7 protein-coding genes are annotated in these 18747 nt (G+C 57.4%); all 7 read right to left on the reverse strand.

Annotated elements, in window-relative coordinates; genetic code table 11:
• Positions 1–15: 15 nt before the first annotated feature.
• The gene (locus tag EQG79_RS00565; protein WP_129598829.1) at positions 16–8814 is read right to left on the reverse strand and encodes a hypothetical protein; all 8799 of its coding nucleotides are present in this window, start codon (positions 8812–8814) and stop codon (positions 16–18) included.
• Positions 8814–10433 (reverse strand): hypothetical protein, encoded by a 1620-nt coding sequence (locus EQG79_RS00570; protein ID WP_129598832.1) that lies wholly within the window; start codon positions 10431–10433, stop codon positions 8814–8816. The genes EQG79_RS00565 and EQG79_RS00570 overlap by 1 nt, the downstream gene beginning before the upstream one ends.
• Positions 10434–10462: 29 nt before the next feature.
• Positions 10463–13477 (reverse strand): LysM peptidoglycan-binding domain-containing protein, encoded by a 3015-nt coding sequence (locus EQG79_RS00575; RefSeq protein ID WP_129598835.1) that lies wholly within the window; start codon positions 13475–13477, stop codon positions 10463–10465.
• Positions 13477–13857, reverse strand: a complete 381-nt coding sequence (locus EQG79_RS00580; RefSeq protein ID WP_129598840.1) for a DUF3307 domain-containing protein — start codon at positions 13855–13857, stop codon at positions 13477–13479. Before EQG79_RS00580 ends, EQG79_RS00575 begins: the two co-directional genes overlap by 1 nt.
• Before the next feature lie 151 nt (positions 13858–14008).
• Complete coding sequence (locus EQG79_RS00585; protein WP_129598843.1) at positions 14009–17935, reverse strand: hypothetical protein; 3927 nt, start codon at positions 17933–17935, stop codon at positions 14009–14011.
• On the reverse strand, positions 17935–18402 hold the full coding sequence (locus EQG79_RS00590) for a hypothetical protein (protein WP_129598846.1): 468 nt from the start codon (positions 18400–18402) through the stop codon (positions 17935–17937). Before EQG79_RS00590 ends, EQG79_RS00585 begins: the two co-directional genes overlap by 1 nt.
• Positions 18395–18742 carry a hypothetical protein gene (locus EQG79_RS00595; protein ID WP_165358808.1) on the reverse strand — a complete coding sequence of 116 codons (348 nt, stop codon included), beginning with the start codon at positions 18740–18742 and terminating at the stop codon, positions 18395–18397. Before EQG79_RS00595 ends, EQG79_RS00590 begins: the two co-directional genes overlap by 8 nt.
• Positions 18743–18747: the final 5 nt, after the last annotated feature.

Raw genomic sequence — 18747 nt, forward strand, 5'->3', positions numbered from 1 at the left:
AGTGCGGACCTCTTTTTATTGTTCTTCTTCAATGTCGTCCTTATCCTCGGTAGCTAGTTCACGAATAAGTCGGGTCGCGGTAGAGGAAAAGCCGGTTGATTTTGCCCCGAACTCAGTCAGATCATAGATCAGTTTGTCCATGATCTGCTTTTGTTTCGCTTCGTCCTCCTCGCTGAATAGCTTACCAGCCGAAGTAATAGCGTCGATACCCGTTTGCAAATTGTCAGCGGCCGGGATTTCCAGTAGATCGTTGTCTCGGTATCCCTGCTGCTGGCTGATATAATAATCAATGCCCGCCGTGGCAAACGTAGGGGCGATACCCGTAATGTTGCGCACGATGTCAAAGCCAATCTTCTGCGGCACCGCTTCGTAATCGGGTTCGTCTCCGCCGAGAATCGACAATAGCAGATTGACGCCAACGCCGACCATAGCGGTGTAGACCGCATTCAATACAACCGCGTATCCAACGGTGCTGGCCAGTTGTCGCAAGGCGGCTTCGGCTTCGGGCGTCCCTTTTCCTGTTTTGAGCCATGTACCCATTGAGTCCACCAAGGTGTTGAAAATCTTGATCGACTGCCCGCCGTACAAGCCCAATATCTTATTGATAAAGTTGAACGAGGTTTGCAGCGGGGCCTTCTCCGATAGCTGACCCATTACATTCGTTTTGTACGTAACAGCTTTGGTCAGATCAGCTACCCGGTCCCACCACGCATCGCTATTCAGGGCCAGCCCTTCACTGGTAGCCTGTTCTTTCGCGGCCTGCACAAAGGCATAAAACACGGCCCGGTCGCTTTTTCGCATCGGCCCCATTCCGTATTCCTGGGTGTATTCATCGAATTTGCCCAGCACCTTTTGTGCCTGGGTCAAGGTCTGTTTATTAACGCCCAGATCCTGGAACGAAGGGTTATCGACAAACGACGTTTGCGAACTAAACGCCCGGTCGAGCAACACGGCGAACCGGCGTTGCTGTTTCTTTCGGGCTTCCTCATCGGTAAACGTGTAGCCAAGCAATTCTTCGGCGTAGGGCCGCTCTATCGTGTCCAGCCCGGTTAGTCGGCCGGTGAGTCCGCTTTGCTCTTTATCGTTGGCCAGTACCGTGGATGGCGCGTCGAAGTCTTTAAACGCACCGGCCGTTGTTTTGAACAAAATGCCAATGGCCTCGCCCGAACGCAAAAACTCGTCTTTTATAATGCCCTGCCCCACGGCCCCGAAATAACTACCGGCCTGCTTCAGTGGCACCGAAACACTTAACGAAAACACGCTTTGCGTGTATCGTTTCATGATCTGATCGAACCAGCGGTTGTACCGGTTCTCGTCCCGGTTCTTAGCCTGCTCCCTGCGGTAAGACTGTAGCCGGTCGCGCTCCTGAGACAGATACGATTTGATCTGGTCTTTCTGGCTCCCTTCGTAATCGGATTCGATGCTGTCCAGTAACCCGTTGAGGTTGTTGACCACCTTCGTGTTTTCCAGCACATCGCTGACCGCGTTAAAATAGGTCTGCATGGTTTGTACCGGGTCGGTCGCGAGTATTGCCCCCGATGGGCCGTTACGAGCAATTAACTGACGACTTTCTTCCAGTTTCTTAGCGTAACCCCGGCTTTGTTGTTCGGCCGACTGGTCGCTACCAAAGGTGGTCAACGGCCAGTAATAGTTGACCCGCTCGAACGGCTGGGCCGGATTGGCCTCATTCACTTCCTGCTCCAGCAAATCGGTTACGTCCGGGTTATTGAAGAATGTAGCAAGGCTAGAAAAAGCGTCAATTTCCTCCTGCGCTCCGGTTTTGGTAAACCGGTCATTGAGTGTGTTGAAGTCCTCACGGCTCAGTAAGATATAATGAGTTTTGTCATTCTCCCGGTCGTAATAAACTGCCCCTCGCGGTGTACGCCGTAGTCCACCTTCCGGGTTTTTCTCGTACAATGTAACCGGCTCTGGTGCTATCTCGCTGACAGCATCCGCTTTGCCGTAACTGGAAAACTGGCTTCTCGACTTACCAACAATGTCCATCACGACGCCGACCGGCAGGTAGACCGGACGCCGGATAACGGCTCCCGTTTCATCGTAGTCATAGGTATTGACTTCGATGGTTCGCACTGTATCGGCCGTGTTGCCCGTGTTCAGCGAATAGCCAGCCAGCAGCCGGGTAGCTTGTATCTGGGCCGACTCCAATAGTACGCGGGCGTAAGCGGCTTTATCCGCTGATTCGCGCTTCACGGAGTGGATGAGTTCTTTCAGTAAGCCCCCCGAACTATCAATGAAGTTGGTAAACGTTTCCAGGTTCAGTAAGTGCCGTAGCGAAAAGGCCGACCGGAACAGTTGCCCTCGATACCCCTCTGCGTTATACGCGGTATCAAACCCTTCCTTAATCGCGTTGGCAATTTTGTACGCATCGACCTTAACCAGCGTACCGGACCGGGCGAAGAACAGTTCTTTGGGCCGGTTCCAGACCATTGTTTCGGGCGAAACAAGTTCAAATCCCGTTTCCTGCGCTACTTTCTTAATGTAGTCGCGGTCGGTCTTAGTCCAGAACATTTTAGGCGTGTAGTACAGCCGGGCCGATACCTCAATTGGCACTTCGCTATACATCTGCATCGCTTGTTGCCGTAGACTGTCGGGCGTTACGATGGTCCCCAGACTAAACTGCATGGCCTCGGGGTTGGTGTCGATACCCGACGTATCGAAGCCGGCATTGATCTGATCAATCACGGTAGCGGCCCAGTTGGATAACTTGACGTCGGCCAGCTTCTGGTCGGAGACAAGGCCAATGGCGTTGCCGATCTCCGCAAACAGCCCGTCCAGCCACCGGCTAAATTTGCTCTTGCGGTCGCTGAGCCGGAACAACGCTCCCTTATCACCTATCGCCGTTTCCAACGCTTCAATTTCCTGCTCGGCAACGGGCAGGTTTTTATAATAGGAGTTGGCCTGAAGCTTGGTGAAGTAGCCCGACTGCCGCACTAAGGAAACGCCTTGCTGGAATAGGTCTGGGTACTGGGTGCGGGCGACTTCGGCCCATAATCCGCCAAACTCGTGCATGACCGTGTTCTCGTCGACGTCGGGCGACAAATACACCTTACCCTGCCAGCGGAACGCGAGTATTTTGTTGTTACCAACACGCGCCTGCGCATTGCTGTCAGCAATAGCCTGGTTGTATTGCTGGGGGTCGGTAACGACCTCAACGCCCAGGTTCTCCCCGATCTGAAAGGCGAGGGCTTCAACCGGGGTGTCTACCCGCTGTTTAGGCAACAAGGACGCTAAGCTGTGCTGAGTGCCCCCCCGGCTTTCGACAATGGCGTTGGTCGGACTGATGCCAGGCGTGCCTATGTTGGTGTAGGGTTGTTGTTGGGTTAGGCTGTCCTGAGACAGACCGACATTGAACTGCGTATCCCTGGCTTCGATTTCGCCAGCATACGACCGGTACGCGTCAACCACCTTTGCTCGTACGTCGGCGGGTAGCTGACTGGTCGGTGTGTTGCGGTAGGTTTCGGGCAGAACGCCTTGATCAACTAAATAATCAAGTGCTTGTTTGATGCTGGCTCCGGATGCAAACCCTTCATATCGCTGGATGGCGTGTTGCAACTCGTGCAGGGTGACGGATTCGAGTTGACCCACCCATCCAGGAACGTTGGGTTCCAAGTCACCTGTACGTCCGCCATTTCCATCAGATTCGGGTCGTCCAGCGAGGGAATCGTTTGCAGTAGCGTTTCGGGAAAGGGCGTCATAGTACGTGGCGTTAAGGATAATGAGGGGCAGGTTTTGCGGCACCATGCCCCACGTATTTTGCGTTTGGGCGCGTTCAAAAATAACGTGCCACTCGGCTAATTGTGGATACAAGGTAAGCAATTTGTCAATGGAAATCAAGTCCGACACGGGTATGGCCCCCGTGCGCTCACCGGACGGCAATGACCGCATGGTGTCCAGTACCTGTTGCGGGTTTTTTAGCCGGACATCCTGGTCGCTGACCCGGTGCCGCCACAACCCATCCATGCCCACGAACCAGCCGGTCGCTATCCGCACCCGCTCAGCTACGGCTTGCCAGTCGGGATTGGCCTGTAGCGTGGCAAACGTAACCCCGGCCGGGATACCCGCCTGAGCGTACTGAGCGGTAGCGATGGACAGGTTCTCGGCCAGGCTGACGCCATGTATGCCGTCCACGGTCAGGTCGGCAACCGGCCCTATCGTGGAGAAGCGAGGTACCTCATCCAAACTGGGTATGTTGAACAGTTCGGTTTGCGCCTGATCACCGATAACCGCCTGTTCAATGGCCCTGATTTTCTGCTCGTTGTTCTCGGCAATCGCCCGGTCAATAGCGGTTATCTGCTCATCGACCTGCGCAATGGCCTGCTTGGCCGCATCCTGCGCTTCGACGCCTGAGGTGTCCCCCGCGAACAGATCGCCTTGTTGCTTTTTTGTTGAAGCAGGTTTAGGTTGCGCATCCAGCCAAGCTTCCAGTTCGGCAACTGGTCGGTAGCTGGCAATGTCAATCGTAGGGGTACTGACAAAATAGCTCCGAAGGCGAAATCCTTCCGGCGCGGACGTAATGGCCTCCAGAGCCTTTTCTTTGCCACGCTGGTCAACAAACTCAGCAAGGCGATCAATCCAGGCACCGGACAGCTTTTCAACCAAATCAGTATTGTTGGCCTGCTTATTAGCGATTCGCTTAACCAGATCGGCGTTGTTGCGCATCCAGTCAGCAACGTCAAGACCCATAGAGACGAAACGCCCACCCTGCATCACGCCTACATCAACAATCTGTCCGCTTTCCAAACGAACGGACTGGTTTGTGCCGGGCAGCGACTCAATACCGTTTAATGCCGACTCTGCCGTTTGTTGCGCTTTTTGCCGCAACTCGGCTAGTCTGTCCCGGTACGCCGTTGGCGGATTGATAGTGTCGTTAGCGAACAGGTCACCGGTCTGCACCCGGTTGGATGCGTCGCGGACCAGCTTATCCCTTTTGCGAACTAAGGCGTCGCGTTGCTTTTGAAGATTGGCCCCTTCAATGTCGTAGGAAGCCGACACCTCGGCGGTGCGCACATCGCTCGACGCTTCGGCTAAAATCTCGCTGTCTACAGCGGAGGCAAGTTCAGTAGCTGTCGGCGTTTCTGCAACAGGGCCTTCAGCCGGTCGGTCGTTGGAGCCGGTGTCGTATCCGAGTTGGGCGTCGGGGGCGGGGGTAATGTCTGCATCGCTGCGGTCAGCATCGCCGTTTTCAACAGGTGCCGGTTCGATTTGGGTTTGGGCTCTGGCTGCATCAAGTATAGGGCTAACCGTTCGGTTGGCAAAGATAAGACTTTCGCGCATACGGGCATACAACTCGACACCCGCAGGATCAATACTTAGAAAGCCGGACTCAATGGCCGGCAGGTCCGCAATAAAGTTTTCGGCGTCAAACGTGCCGTCCTCCTGGATGTAGCCGTTGCTGATCAAGGCTTCGACCAGCCGGTCAACTACCTCGTCGCTGTACGCATCCACCTCGCTGCTGACCACTGCCACCAGTTCGTCGGTAACGGCTTGTCCCTCCCACATCACGCGGTCCGCGTCGTCCATCGCGTCCAGCGCATCGGCCAAAGCCGCTTCGTCCTCGGCCGATGTATTGTCCTGGGCGTATTGCTGAAGCTGAACGGATGGACCGTTGCCTTTCCGGAACGAGATCACGGCATCAACAATAGCCTGCTCAACGGTCTGCTGGTCGTAATCGGTCAGCCCCAGCCCATCGGCAATGGCCCGGCCAATGGTATCCAATGGCGGTTGCCGGTTGGCCGGGTCCAGGTAGTTGAGGTACGGGTTGCCGCCCCGTTCGCCCCGGCGCATGGCTTCGCCCGCCACCCGGTCGAAATCCGCCATATTGATTTTTCCCCTGGTAGCGAAAAAAGTCAATATCGCACTTTGCAGATCAACGGGCTGATACGTTTTGGCAAACGACGTCCTTACTTTCGGCGTTCGACCAGATCCTGTTGCAACAGCACTCTGGTCAGCGGGTCTTGGTTCAGTCCCCGCTCCAAGCTGGTCAAGCTCCGCTGCAAGCGCGTTATTTGCTCGGTCAAGCGATTCGAGTAATCCGTCTGCCCCTGCGACAGCATCTGTTCCTGCTGCTGCAACAGATCGGGCAAGGTCGTCTGTAGCTTCCTGTAGCTCTCGACCCGTCTGGTCGCGTTGCTCCTCGACAACCGCTCGTTGTAGTTGAGCATCGAAATCAAGCTCGACCGCTGGTGGTTGGGGGTTAAGGCCCGAAACTGACGGGGCGACAGGGTTCGGGCGTGGTGCCGGGGTAGGGGTTGCATCTTGTATCGGGGTTTCGGCCAACAAATCAATATCTTCGCCAACAACGGACTCGGTTTCCGGCGTTGTCTCTACCGGCTGTACCAGAGCTCGCAGGGCGTCGGCTACCGGCGTATACGATTCGGCGTAGTCCGGGTTAGTCAGCAGGCCGTCAGCCGCGTTCAGATACGCCTGGGCCAGTGTTTTAAGCTCGACTACAGCCGGGTTTTCTTTGCGGGCTTTCCGCTTTTTGCCTTCATTGCCCTGCTCGACAGCGGCATACGCTTGTCCAATACGCTCCAGAATGGTTTCGCCATCGCGGATCAAATTGGCCTCCGCGCTATTATCGGGACTGGTGTACCTTGCCGTGGGTAACGGCTTGGCCGGGTCCGCTACGGCCGTGGCAATCGCCAGGTGCTGCGATAGGTCGTCGGCCGGCTGTTCGTAGCTGTCCACCAGGTCCGTGCGCTGGGACGGCACGAAGGCTCCGGATTCATCCAGACCCAGGGGGGTGGTTATTTCTCCCCCCACCCGGTTCAGTTTTCGATACACCCGCTTGTTGCCGTTGGTCACGTACGCCTGTCCGCTGGGATCAATAGCGGTTAAACTGGGCTGGAACGTATCGGGATAAGACACGGCCCCGAACTCCCGGTCCAGACTGTCCAGCTTTTCGGCTACGTAACTGTTGATCTGCGTGCGGTCGGTGTCGGCCGCGTACAGTTCCAACGCCTGCGCCCGGACTTTTTCGGCTTCGGCCCGGCGCGTTTGCTGCCGGATTTCGGCCTGGTACCTGGGGCCTTCCGGTGTCTCGACAACGCCCCCCAGTTGCTGGGTCAGTTTGCGCTGGGCGAGCTCCGCTTTGGTGCGTTCCCCGAACGAGGCATCGGGGTTTTGTAGCACCTGCTCCAGCTCGCTCAGCGACTGGCGGGCCTGGTTTAACTCGGCATCAAGCGTACGGGACACGTTGTCGGATTCGCTGACCCGGAACATGGTGGCCCGGTCGGATTCCGAAAACATATCCACGTCGGCAAAATCAGCCGATACCCGTGCCATGCGGCCCACTTTCTGCACCAGATCGGTATGGGTATCGGCGTCGATCTCACCGGCTTGCAACTTGTGATCCAGTACCCCCAGCATCTTTAACCGGCCGGGCGTCGATGGGTCGTCCGACAGCATCGTATCCAGGTCAATACTTTTGCGCAAGCCGTCGCGGACGTTGGCCCCGACGTAGCCAAACACCATTTGGTTCGCGGGCTTGGTTTGCAGAAAGGTGCCGGGCAGGGTACCGACGAGTACGCCCAGCGTCATGCCGTAGATGCTGTTGAACGCATACCGCCCCCAGGACGGGTCTTTGAATCGGCCGGTACTGTCGGCCGACGCCAGGTTATTGTACAGCAATTTGGCCAGTGTCTCGGCGGTCGTTTGTAAAAACTCCTCACCGGCTTCGGGTAGTCCCTGCTCAACAAAACCCCGACCCACGCGGCTGGACAGTAGCTTGCCCATTGCGCCTAACGACTTCGGGTTTTCGATGATACCCAACGCGCCTTTCACCGCTTGCTGACCGGCATCGACCAGCATGTCCTGTGTGAAGCCTTTGGGTAGGTTCTGCAACGCTTTGACCGCTTCGGACATAGCCGCTTCACGGACGGTGGCACGGGCCGCTTTGTCGGAGATACCCAGCGCACGGGTCAAATTACCCATGTTCGCTGTCTCAATCACCGCGTTGAGCCCGGCCACCGGAATCGCGAACAGCGTGGCGTCCTGTACGTCCAGGCCCGCCCCTATCGCTTCGCGCTGATAGAGTGGAAATGTTTGCAGAAAGGAACTGGCCCCGGTCACCCGCGTCGCGACTTTACCGGCCGTCGCCAGTTCCGACGTTAAAATGCCCCGCTCCGCAGCGGTAGCCGCTGTGCGCAACGCGGCCCGGCTCCCTATCGTCGCAACGGTACCAGCTCCGGCCGTGAGCAAACCGGGCAGGATATAGCTCATGAGCGTACCGGTGGTGCCGACCAAGTTCTTAAAATTAACGTCAAACTCCACCCCGTTTTCCTCACTGTACGAGGCTAACGGTTTCTGGTAGTCCTGAGAAACATAGGCTTTGTAGCCGGCGAACGTTTTCTCAATGCTTTTCTGGGTCCGCGTCCACTCCGGTTTGTCGATCAACCCCGTTAGCCCGGCTCCGGCCGTGGCGAGCTGGGGCACGGCTTCGGCCATATCCACGAACCCGTTGTATATCTGGCCGAAGAACGCGTTGCCTGCCGTCGAGCTGTTGTAGGCGGGTGCCGCTTCCTGCTGGGTGGGGAGCCGGTAGGCGTCGAGGTAGTTGCTACCGGCGTTGCCCCCTTCCACCTGATCGTTGAGGTACGCCAGTTTCTGAGCCAGCGTCGCCTTCGTGGCAAAATCACCCTCGCGGTGCGCCTTCTCCAGCCGCTGAATATCGGCGGTTGGGTTCAGGCCGTTTTTCCGCATCACCTGTTCGGTGCGGGCACTGATCTGGAACGTGGAGAGCTCAGGGTATAAATCCTGATCCAGCTTCACGGGTTTAGTGGGCTGTTTTCCCATTAGAACGTGGTGTCGGTATAAGGGGTGGGTATGGATGGGCTATCCCATTCGTCGTTGGCCCGTTTCTGGCCCTGCTGCGCTTTGATCAATGCGTTGACAAAGTTGGGGTTGGTTGCTTCGTCCACGGCTCCGATAGGCACGAAGATCGTGGCCTGGCGGGTGGACGGGTTGTACACCCCGGTGCCGGCTTTGGTTGGCCCGAACCCGGTCCAGTTGTCAAACAAACCGGCTTTCCGGGCTTCAGTCGGGTCGTTGAACTGAACCGTTACCCGGCTGTAGCCCCGCGTATCTCGGTTCAGTGCGCCTTTGGCCGGGTTCATGCTTTTGGGGTCGATGAACACCTTTGGCTCCACGGCCATGACCTGAAAGTTGAGTCCTTTCAGATTGATCGGCTGAACGCCGTTCGCGTCAATAAACCCTTCCTGAATATTGCCTTTGGAAAAGCCGGTTTTGGTTTTCTGAATGCCGAGCTGCTTCAGCAAGACATCACCCAATTCACCGAACAACGTAGCTCCCTGCAACTGGCCCACTTTGGACAGGTCAACTTTGGAAAACGGCAGCACCTTGCTGCCTTCCGCATCGGGATTGAGTCGGATTCGGTCGGCGGGTGCTGCCCCTTCGCCAAACAACTTATAGTCGTAGCCCTTGCCGTCCGCCGATTTGCCCGACAAGTCCTGGAGTCCCTTCGCGATTTTGATCTGGTTGAGTTGGTACGCCTGCCCTTTCAACGCCTGATCGGTTTTGAAGCCGGCCGCAGCGCGTCGGTTCGCGTCGAACGCCAGCCCCAACCGCTGACCCTCCATACCCAGCCGCGCCTGGCTACGTTTATCGTCATTGACCGCCATTTGGTAGCGGCCCTGGTCCATCTGAAACTCGTAGGCTTTGGTAATCGGGTCGGTTTTGTAATAGACCTGGGTGCCGGCGTGTTGACGTAAGTATTTATCGACGCCCATTTCCCGGCCGTATTTATCAACTAACCGGTTCAGCTTTTCATCCTCACCCACGGCTACCCGCTCCCACGGCAACCGGCCCGGCGCGTACTGGTCGCGAATTTCTTTTAAGTCGTCGTCTGGCTTGTAGCTGCCCCTAAACTTATAAACGTCGCTTTGCCCGGTCAGAAAGCCCTCCAGCTCTTTTTCGCCACTCCGGAAGTTTTTCAGATCGCCGTTGCCGACCAGGAACTCGGATTTATTCGCGGCCTCCTGCGCGGCCAGCACGTTGCGCACATTCTCGGTAGCCTGCGCGTACCACGGCTGTTGCTGCAACCGACTCGCGGAATCAGCCTGCCACGTAGGTAATTCGGCTTTGGCAAATGCCCGGAAATTGCCGTTGTACTCCGTGAGCAGTTTCCGGTACAACGCTTTTTCCTCGGCGTTTACATACGCTTGCAGCCGCTGCCGGTCTTTACCCAGAAACGGTAAGCTGCGGGCTTTCTGCAAAAACTGCTGGGTCAACGCTTCGCCCTGCTGCTCCTCGGCCAACTGCTGTTCGCTTTGCTGGTTGGCGATTGCGCCGACCTGAACGGCTTCCTGCCGGGCGGCTGAAGCCGCGCTCCAATTGGTAAACGGCGCGGTTACCGCCCCGATTAGATTTGCGTTACCCGATGCAACCGGAACCATAGTATGCGATAAATAAGGTAAAAAACGTATTATGCCCCCAATGCGTAGGCCCGTTCCCGAACCCGACGCCGTAACGCGGCTCTGGTCGCGGCCGTTTCGCTGGCCTGCTGAATCTGGTTCTCGGTCAACGCGTCGTACAGTGGAGCGTTCTGCTCAAAAATTCGCCTGTTCTCGGCGTTCTGCAACGTAGCCGATACCAGGCCCGCTCCGATTTGCTGACGGGCCGCATCCCGGTTGATACCTTCCCGCTGGATCGCGCTTTCCATTGCCGCCGTCTGACCTGTAACGGCCCCAAACAACGCAAAGTTACGTTCGCGACGGGCATTATCCTCGGCCAGCACCTGCTGAGTCGCGTTGTTGCGCTGCAAGCCGATGTTGGTCAACCCCGCCAGCGTAACACCGGGCGATGCCCCACCCCCGGTCAGCCGGCTTAGTGTGTTGACGCCCTCGGCGTAGTTATTGGCGATGTTGGTGTTGGCGGTTGCCCGCTCGATAGCACTGAGCCCGGTTCCTTTTCGGTTCGTCACCTCACCGACGTAATCCATCCATCGGTCGGGTACGGTGGGCATGGCTACCGGTTTGGACGCCAACGATACGCCCGTAGCGATGCGGGCCGCGTCACCAACACTGTTGAGTAATGTACCCGCCTTTCCTTTCTTTGTCGCGGCACTACCTGTTTCGTCACTACCCGTTTGAGACGTACGGCGACCCAGTTCTGCATTCAGGCCAGCAATTTGCGTCGCGAACGGATTGGCCGCATTGTCCAGGATCGACATAACCCGCTCGTTGGTAACGGACGGTGAGGTGATCGGGGCCGGGGTTTTTATAGCCGTCCGGGGGTCGGTCAGGGAAATGGTCTGGCCCGGCTGTAGCTGGTCGGGATTGCCAATGCCGTTGTTCCGCATCAGGTCCAGGGTCAGCAAGCCGGTACGGGCCGCAATATTGTCCAGGGTATCGCCGGGCTGCACCGTGTACTGACCAGCGACCGCTGTTACCGGTGGCATGGTCGCGGGATCGGTCGTAACCGTGGCGTAGGTACCCGTCATTTTTCGCGTTGTCGTCTTTTGGCTCGTTGCTTTGGGAGCCGGTTTACGTTTGGCCGGTCCACCGGTAGCGTACATAGGTAAGCCGGCCGGCACGAAGTCGCGACCCGGCGCACCAAACGCCCCGATCTGACCCATTGAGGCCCGGTACTGGCTGGACAGTTCGTTGCCGCGCTGGGCCGCAACCTGACGGTAGGCGATCCGGCGTGGCCGGCTGAACAGACGGGCAAAGAAGCCTAAGTTTGGCTGCTCCACCTGCGGAAACATTGTTTCAATCCGGAACGGGGCCGGTAACGGTGGGGGCACCAGGCCACCCCCGGCAAACAGCTTGCTGCCATCGACCGGCTGCTCGCTGAGCTGTTCAAACAGCAACGCGCCGAGCGCATATTTCTTTTGTCGGGGACTGACCTCGCTCGTCATGATATGGCCTGCTGACAGGGTTTTGTCCTGGGGTAAAATGTATTCGCCAATCCGCATTTCGCCAAACTTTTCTCCGGTGCCTTTGACCGAAATGATCAGATCCTCGGTCGGGTCGTTTTTGCCGTACACCTTGTAGTCTTTCGGCCGGGGTACGGAGCCCGCTACTCCCCCGTACTTATACAGGATAGCCGGACCACCGGCCGCATAGGTCCGGGGTGGCGTTATGCGCTTGCCCGTTTTAGGGTCGTAGTATATTCGCCCTTTTATTTCATAGGGCTTGCCAACAAAGTTCTCAACTTTGATTTTCGACCAATCCTGGCCCGGTATAAGCTGTGGTTCCAAATCCCACCAGTCCCGATAGTTGATATAGTTGCCATTGGCATCTTTCCCTTTGGCAACCGTATAGTTGCCCATAACCTCCCCTATATCATAGTTAACCCAACGATCTTCACCGTCTACGTTTCGATAATCGGCCGCTTTATATTCTACCGGGCCGTTCGGCGTTTTGATGTCCTGTCCAGCTCGTAGCTTGTTGACGTCCACCCGAAGGGCGGACCGCAGTATATCTTTCTCAATGTCGTTGTGAAGCCGGTATCCGCCCCCTGCCGTTGGTCGCAGCGCATCCCCTTGTGGCTTCATACCCAAATAAACCCGCCAGGCGTCATTTTTATTGAGTACCGATTTTTCTCCGATCGGTGCGTTGCTGGCTAGTTCAGCTTGCAAGTACCCGTCATACTCTTTTCTGGCATCGCCGGTTTGCTTGGTAAAATCGTACCCTACAGGATTTACGAATTTATACGCCAGCTTTTCAGCCAGGCCGGGCGTAAAGGGTTTATTGGCATCTTCCCGTTGAGCCGCTGACACCCGTTGCTGGTGGTGACGCATGGAGGTAGTCAGATCCAGGGTGCCAGCCAGTTCGGTTACCAGTTTAGGCGCGTCGAGCAAGGCGTTTTTCGCCCGATTCAGTGACCAGCCTGGCTTGATCGGTCCGCCCGTAGCGTAGCTGAAGTAAGACGTTGCTTTGGGTCGTTTGACGCCAAACAACAAATTATCCATCGCACCCAGATACGAGGGCTGTTCGGTCAGGGTAATAGCCCCGGCTGCACCGGGCAACGCCGGCAGGGCGGAGTTCATAGCCGTGCTTGTACCCAGTTGCGCCGGGGCATTGGGCGTAACGGCTGGCGGGGTTGGCACGGGTGTTTTGTCCGCTGTACCGTTGGGTATAAAGTTAGCTGCCAGCCCGCCGACCTGCGACCCTATGGCTGACAGCCCGACTCCCTGCGCCATCGCGTTTTCCGCGTTTTCGTAGCTGTCGGTAAAGCCTTCACCCGGCATGTTCAGATCGAGTTGCCGATTCACCACCGCCCGGCCCAGCTCACCCCCGGCCTGTCCCAACCCCTGAATGCCGGTCACCGCCCCCACCACGCTGCCGGCTGCGGACGTAATGGCGGGTAGCGCGGTGGACACGACCTTACCAAAACCGGTCAGTTTGCCATACCGGTTGAAATACATATTACCGCCACCGTACACCGGAGGCCGGTAGTAGGCGGTGCTGGGCAGGGTGGTGTCGTACAGTGCCATTATGGTCGGAATGCTAAGTAGATACAGAGGGAGTTGATCAGCACATGAAACGCGTTGTCAATAATGATCATGAGCCATACCGACATCCAAACTGGCTTGTCCGCGTCGTAGCCCATATTTGTGCTTGACCAGTTCCAGTTCACGAGCTTGATCCAGTACACGGCCAGCCGGTAGCGGTCGATGAGTACGTGACTACCCCACACAATCAACCACCAGCCCGACCAGCAAACCAGCAGGAACGGCAGCGCATATATCGTTGCGTGCAAAGCAGCCACCAGCAGCGACCTTGTTTTTTCTCTAGCCATAAAGTCATTTTGCAGTAGGTAGTCCCCCACAAAATGAAGCAGCAGGCCGATGTACAAGGCAAGTTCCAGTGTCATGGTTTGGTCGGGTCTGTGGGTAACTGAGTAGATTTGCCGTTGTCGCGTCGAGCTACCCAGTAAATGAATCCGGTCAGCAACAGAATGATGCCAATACTATATACAATGTTGAACACAAGCATAAAAATAGTGTATTAATATGTTTTTTCACTTATCTAAATACGGTTGAAAACGCGACCAGCACCACCTGCTTGTTCTCGGCATCGTTACCGATCTCAATTTCCACCGTCATATAGTCGTCCCGGAGTCGCTGTTTGGTGCCCGACCAGTCTACTTCGTGCATGGCGTAGCGCAGCGCATTCTGAAAGAACCGGAACCGCTCGTCATTCGCCGGAAACAGCGTATGCACCTGCGCTGGTCCGCCGTCCGGCGTCCAGTGGGTGATCCGGGTGATTTTCCGCCAGCTATCGGCACTGATATTAATCTGGCCGGCGTCGAACGTTTTTTTCTGGTTGGGATAAGGATTGACAATGAACCTGACCACGGACGGGTAGAACGTGCCGAAGTACTGACCGAACGGCCCCCGGTCCATCGCCCATAACGTGTTAGGCTGGCTTCGGGCCGACGCCAGCAGCAGCCGGCCGCGATTGACAAACCGGCTATAATCGCCGTCCTTGATCTCGACAAACGAACTCATAGCCGTGCTGTACACAGCGGTGAACGTGGGTATGCCCGGTTTGTAAAACGAGAACAGGATTTCCTCGTTGTCGCGGTTGGTACCGGCCACGCACTGCCAGTTCCGCAAGCTGTCGATCCCGGCACCGGCCAGTTCATACGTCAGGCGTTTAAGCTGATCACTGAACAGCTCACTCGCACTCAGACTGTCGAGCCCTCCGGTATACCGCAGCAACGCCCCCATCCGGGCATCCCACGCCCCCACCTGCCCATTGCTGGACCAGACGGATTCGGGGTGCTGGGTACCGAACTCGGTGCTGATCGTGATCATCCGGTTGAACACGGCTCCGGAATCCGTTTCGATCACGCCGGCATCGGTCGTCTGGTAGCTCAGCGGGTCGAGCGGCAATATACCGACGCCCCGTTCCTGCCAGCACAGGAGCCCCCGGCCCTGACCCCGTTGCAACTTGACAATCGCGCCCAAACTGCCATTGGCCTGGCCCGCGTCGCCCGGTAGCCGGCTGCGCCAGGCGTCAATAAACTGGCCGGGTTGTTTGGGTGGCGTCCAGCTAAAGCCGGCCGGGTCGTTGGTCACGGCCAGAAAGTCGCGGGGCATGACCGCGTAAGGATTGACCCTGGTGTCCACGGTCAACGCTTTGTTGTAGTTCCAGTCCTCGGGCTGATCCGGATTAATCCCGTTTTGAAACTGCTCTCCTTCCTCCCGGCACGTGGTCCGTTCGGGCCGGAACGCGTTGCGGGCCAGCGTTCGGCCGGGTCGCAACGCGAGGTTGTATTTGGATTCAACCGGAACAACGTGTCCAATGCCGTAATCGCTTTGCCGGCAGCTATCGGAATAAAAGGGGTAAATGCGGGCGAAATCAAACAGCGTGACGTACGCCGGTCCGCCCCAGACCTCAATGTCGTTAAACTCGAAAAATTGACCCGCAGCGGTTTCCACCGGTTTGGCCATACCGAGTAACGACTCGGTGATGGGCTGAAAGTGGCCGCAGGGGTAGTACGGTTCTATGGACGACTGCGCATCGACCGGCTGGGTCGTGCGCTGGATGTAGTTGACGATCCGGAACGTGCCGGGGTTCTCTTGGGAGCCGGCGTCTATACTGGTCCAGTCCGCCGTTTTTACAATCACGGCGTTTCGCTGCAACAGCCCGTCGCCGTAGATATAGAGTCCGCCCGCGCCCGACCACTGCGGGTGGGTCTGGGTTTCGATCTTCAGGTTCAGGTTGTTTTTGTCCAGCTCTTTGTAGGTGGTGTTGAAGCCATCGCTGTGCAGTTTGGCCAGCGTCAGCCTCGTCTCACTGCCCAGGCGCGGCCGGCCGCGCGCGAGCAGCGTAGGGAGCCAGGATAGGTTCGTTGCGGTCCGGTACGACTTTGTATAACCGTGGGTGACGTGGGTTTTGTCAGGCAGGGCCCGGCTGTAGCCGTCCAGCGCAATTACGTTGCTGGAGTACGCCCGCGATACGATGCCGACGTGGTGGAGCACATCGCCCTCCTCCAGTTCTTTGAGTCCACCTTCGATCAGCACATCCGGGCTGTGGTAGGTCAGGTAGTAGGGCTGGCTGCGGGTTTCGCGCCAGTCGCCTTCATTGGGTGTCGTGCAGGGCGTAGGCCAGGGGTAGCTGTGGCGGTTCTGCCCATCGAAATCGGTGGAGAACCAGTTCAGGTAAGGCAGGGGAAACGGCTTTTCCGACCGGCCCGAATCCAGCTTACATTCGTCGGTGCGACAAACCGGAAACACGACGCCCTGGTGCAGCAGCCGGGGAACGCGCTGCCGCTTCACGATCATAAAGCCGCTCACGTTCAGTTTGCCCTCGCTGTCGTACAAATCGGCCACCGGTAGCCGGAGCCCGGAGATCAATACACCCATCGGCACCAGCTCATAAATACCGGCCGGGCTGAGTTTGGTCAGTGCGTAGTGGTCGGTTTCGCCAGCCGGCCCTTCGTCGTACAACTGGGGAAAGGTGAAGGCGGGTAGCGGGGTGACGAACATCGGCTGGCCCAGCCGGTCGAACAGCAATACGCCGAACTCCTCGGTTTCGCCCCGGAAGTACGAGCCGTGCAGCCACTCCCAGACTTGGCCTTTGTCGTTGAGGTAGTCGTTGGTAACGGTGTAGGTTTCGGTCAGGCCGTTGAACGTTTTACGCACCACACTACCCAGCGTCACGGTTGACGAATTGGTCAGCGGGTTGCCATCGGGCTTGCCTGACGTCGGATTGGCAACGGGCCGGAAGGTGGGCTCTTTGACCTCATCCAGCACACATCGTTTCAGGAAGGGCTGAAAGCGGACGGCCGACGCATTCATAGTAATCGGCGGGAGCCGCAGCAAGTCGCCCTCCACCAGCCGGTTGTTTTCCGGGGCCAGGGTACCAACGCGCAGCACCGTTTCGTGCCGCTGGTTCAGTTCGGCTACCGTGATTTCGTCTCCGCTGTTATCAACGATCTCCACCGTTATCGCCGTGCTGCCTGACAACGCCGGGGTGATGGTTATGGGTGGCAGGGTCCGGATTGAGGTGGGTAAGCCTTCCGTTTCGTAGTACAGAACGGCGACAACCACCCGCTCCCAGCGGACATCGACCCGGCTGAGCTCCCAGCGCAAACTTTCCTGGGTTACGACGCCTGACGCGCCCATGACCCGGTTGTGGTGCGAGAGCCGAACGCCGGTCGTCGGGATCTGGCTGGGGAATCTGTCGAAGCCCAGCACGTCCAGCTTTTCGCTGGTGACAAACACGCGCCGGGTCACGGGCGTGAACGCGGACCGTACGCCGTCCCGCGACTCGTAGGCTATCGCGATTTGATACGTGCCGGATAGTAGCTTGCCAATACCCCGGCCCAGGAGCTTAATGGTAGGAAAAACGACGTCCGGCCGTTCCCGGAATCCGTGAGCCGACCAGGACGACGGGTACGGGGTGGTGGTCGGTGCATGGCGCAGGTTCAGCACATGCTTCGTGCCGCGCCGGTTCGTCCAGTACACGCGCTCTACCGACTCGTTCTCGTACGCAATTTCAATGTCAAAGGTGTCGGTCGTTCGCCAGCCCAGCCGCTCGGGAGCCGCGCTGCCCCGCTTGGACCAGGGCTGGTTCTTGGCGTGCGGATCATTGTCGTCACTGTACAGGACGCGAAAGGCACCCGTAACCACGGCTCCGTTCACCTCACTATCGTAGTCCCAGAAGCCGACGATACTGGTCGTGTTGTTGGTCAGGAATAGCACGTTGCCGCGCTGCGCTTCGGCGTCGCCAACGATGTGGTAGCCTTGCGTCAGGGTTAAGGTGAGTAGATTGCCGGGGCTGTTGGCCAGGGACAGGCTTTTCCCATCGGACGTATCGCTGCGATTCCGGTTGTACAGAGTCCGTACGTTCCGGCCGTAGCGATACGTCCCTTGCTGTTGCAGGTGTGCATCCACATCCTGCTTCATGCCGCCAGAAAAAACCTGTGTGTGCGTAGGCATTAGACTCTTGATTCCTTGTAACCAACCACGTTTTCATCCAACCAAACCTCCACCTCTGGCCAGACCAGATCCGGATTGCCATTCGCCACTTTGTCCTCGACAAATTTGCGAATCAACGCCCCGATCTCGGTAAGTTGTGCCAATCGGTCACTCACAACCGGACGTAGTCCGGCAGGCCCATTGCTGCCGGGTGCTGGTCCCTGGTGCGCTTCGTCTGCCGAGTTTTGTTCGTCTGCCGGTGGATCGGTGATTGGTGGCGCAGTATCCGTACTTTCCGCAACAGCCGGCGTCTGTGGCTCGATACCCGTTTCCGTTGTTTCGGGAGCAGGCGGTGTCACGGCTTCGGGTGCGGTGTCCTGGGGCTTCGCAGACTCGGTAGCGGGCGACTTGCTTTGTTCCGGTACGCCGGCATCGGTTTTCTCGGGCGGGGTCTGGGTAGACGCATGGGCATTGTTTCGTTTAGCCATTGGTTTTTTTGGTTTGTGGTTCAACATTCTTTTCCCAGATCGCTACCCAGTCGGCTTTGATCTCTTTGCCGTTCAGGGTGCGGTACCGCTGGAAGCGGGTTTCGTACATCCGCCCGTCCGGCATCGCGATAGCGTATACATCAGGGATCACGGCCTGCACACGACTGGCTATTTGCTGAGCGGAGAGCGCACGGGCGTCAAAGGCAAAGGTTTGTTTCTGGCCGAAGCCTCTCTCACCATTGCCGCCCGGCCGGTCCACAATAATGATCGTGGTAAACGTGGGCGGTGGGTTATGGGCAATGGAACGAACAACGAAGGGCGTAGCTAATAGTATGCCCATGCAGC

Origin of the sequence: Spirosoma sordidisoli (genome assembly GCF_004138325.1) — a bacterium.
Taxonomy (GTDB): Bacteria; Bacteroidota; Bacteroidia; order Cytophagales; family Spirosomataceae; genus Spirosoma; species Spirosoma sordidisoli.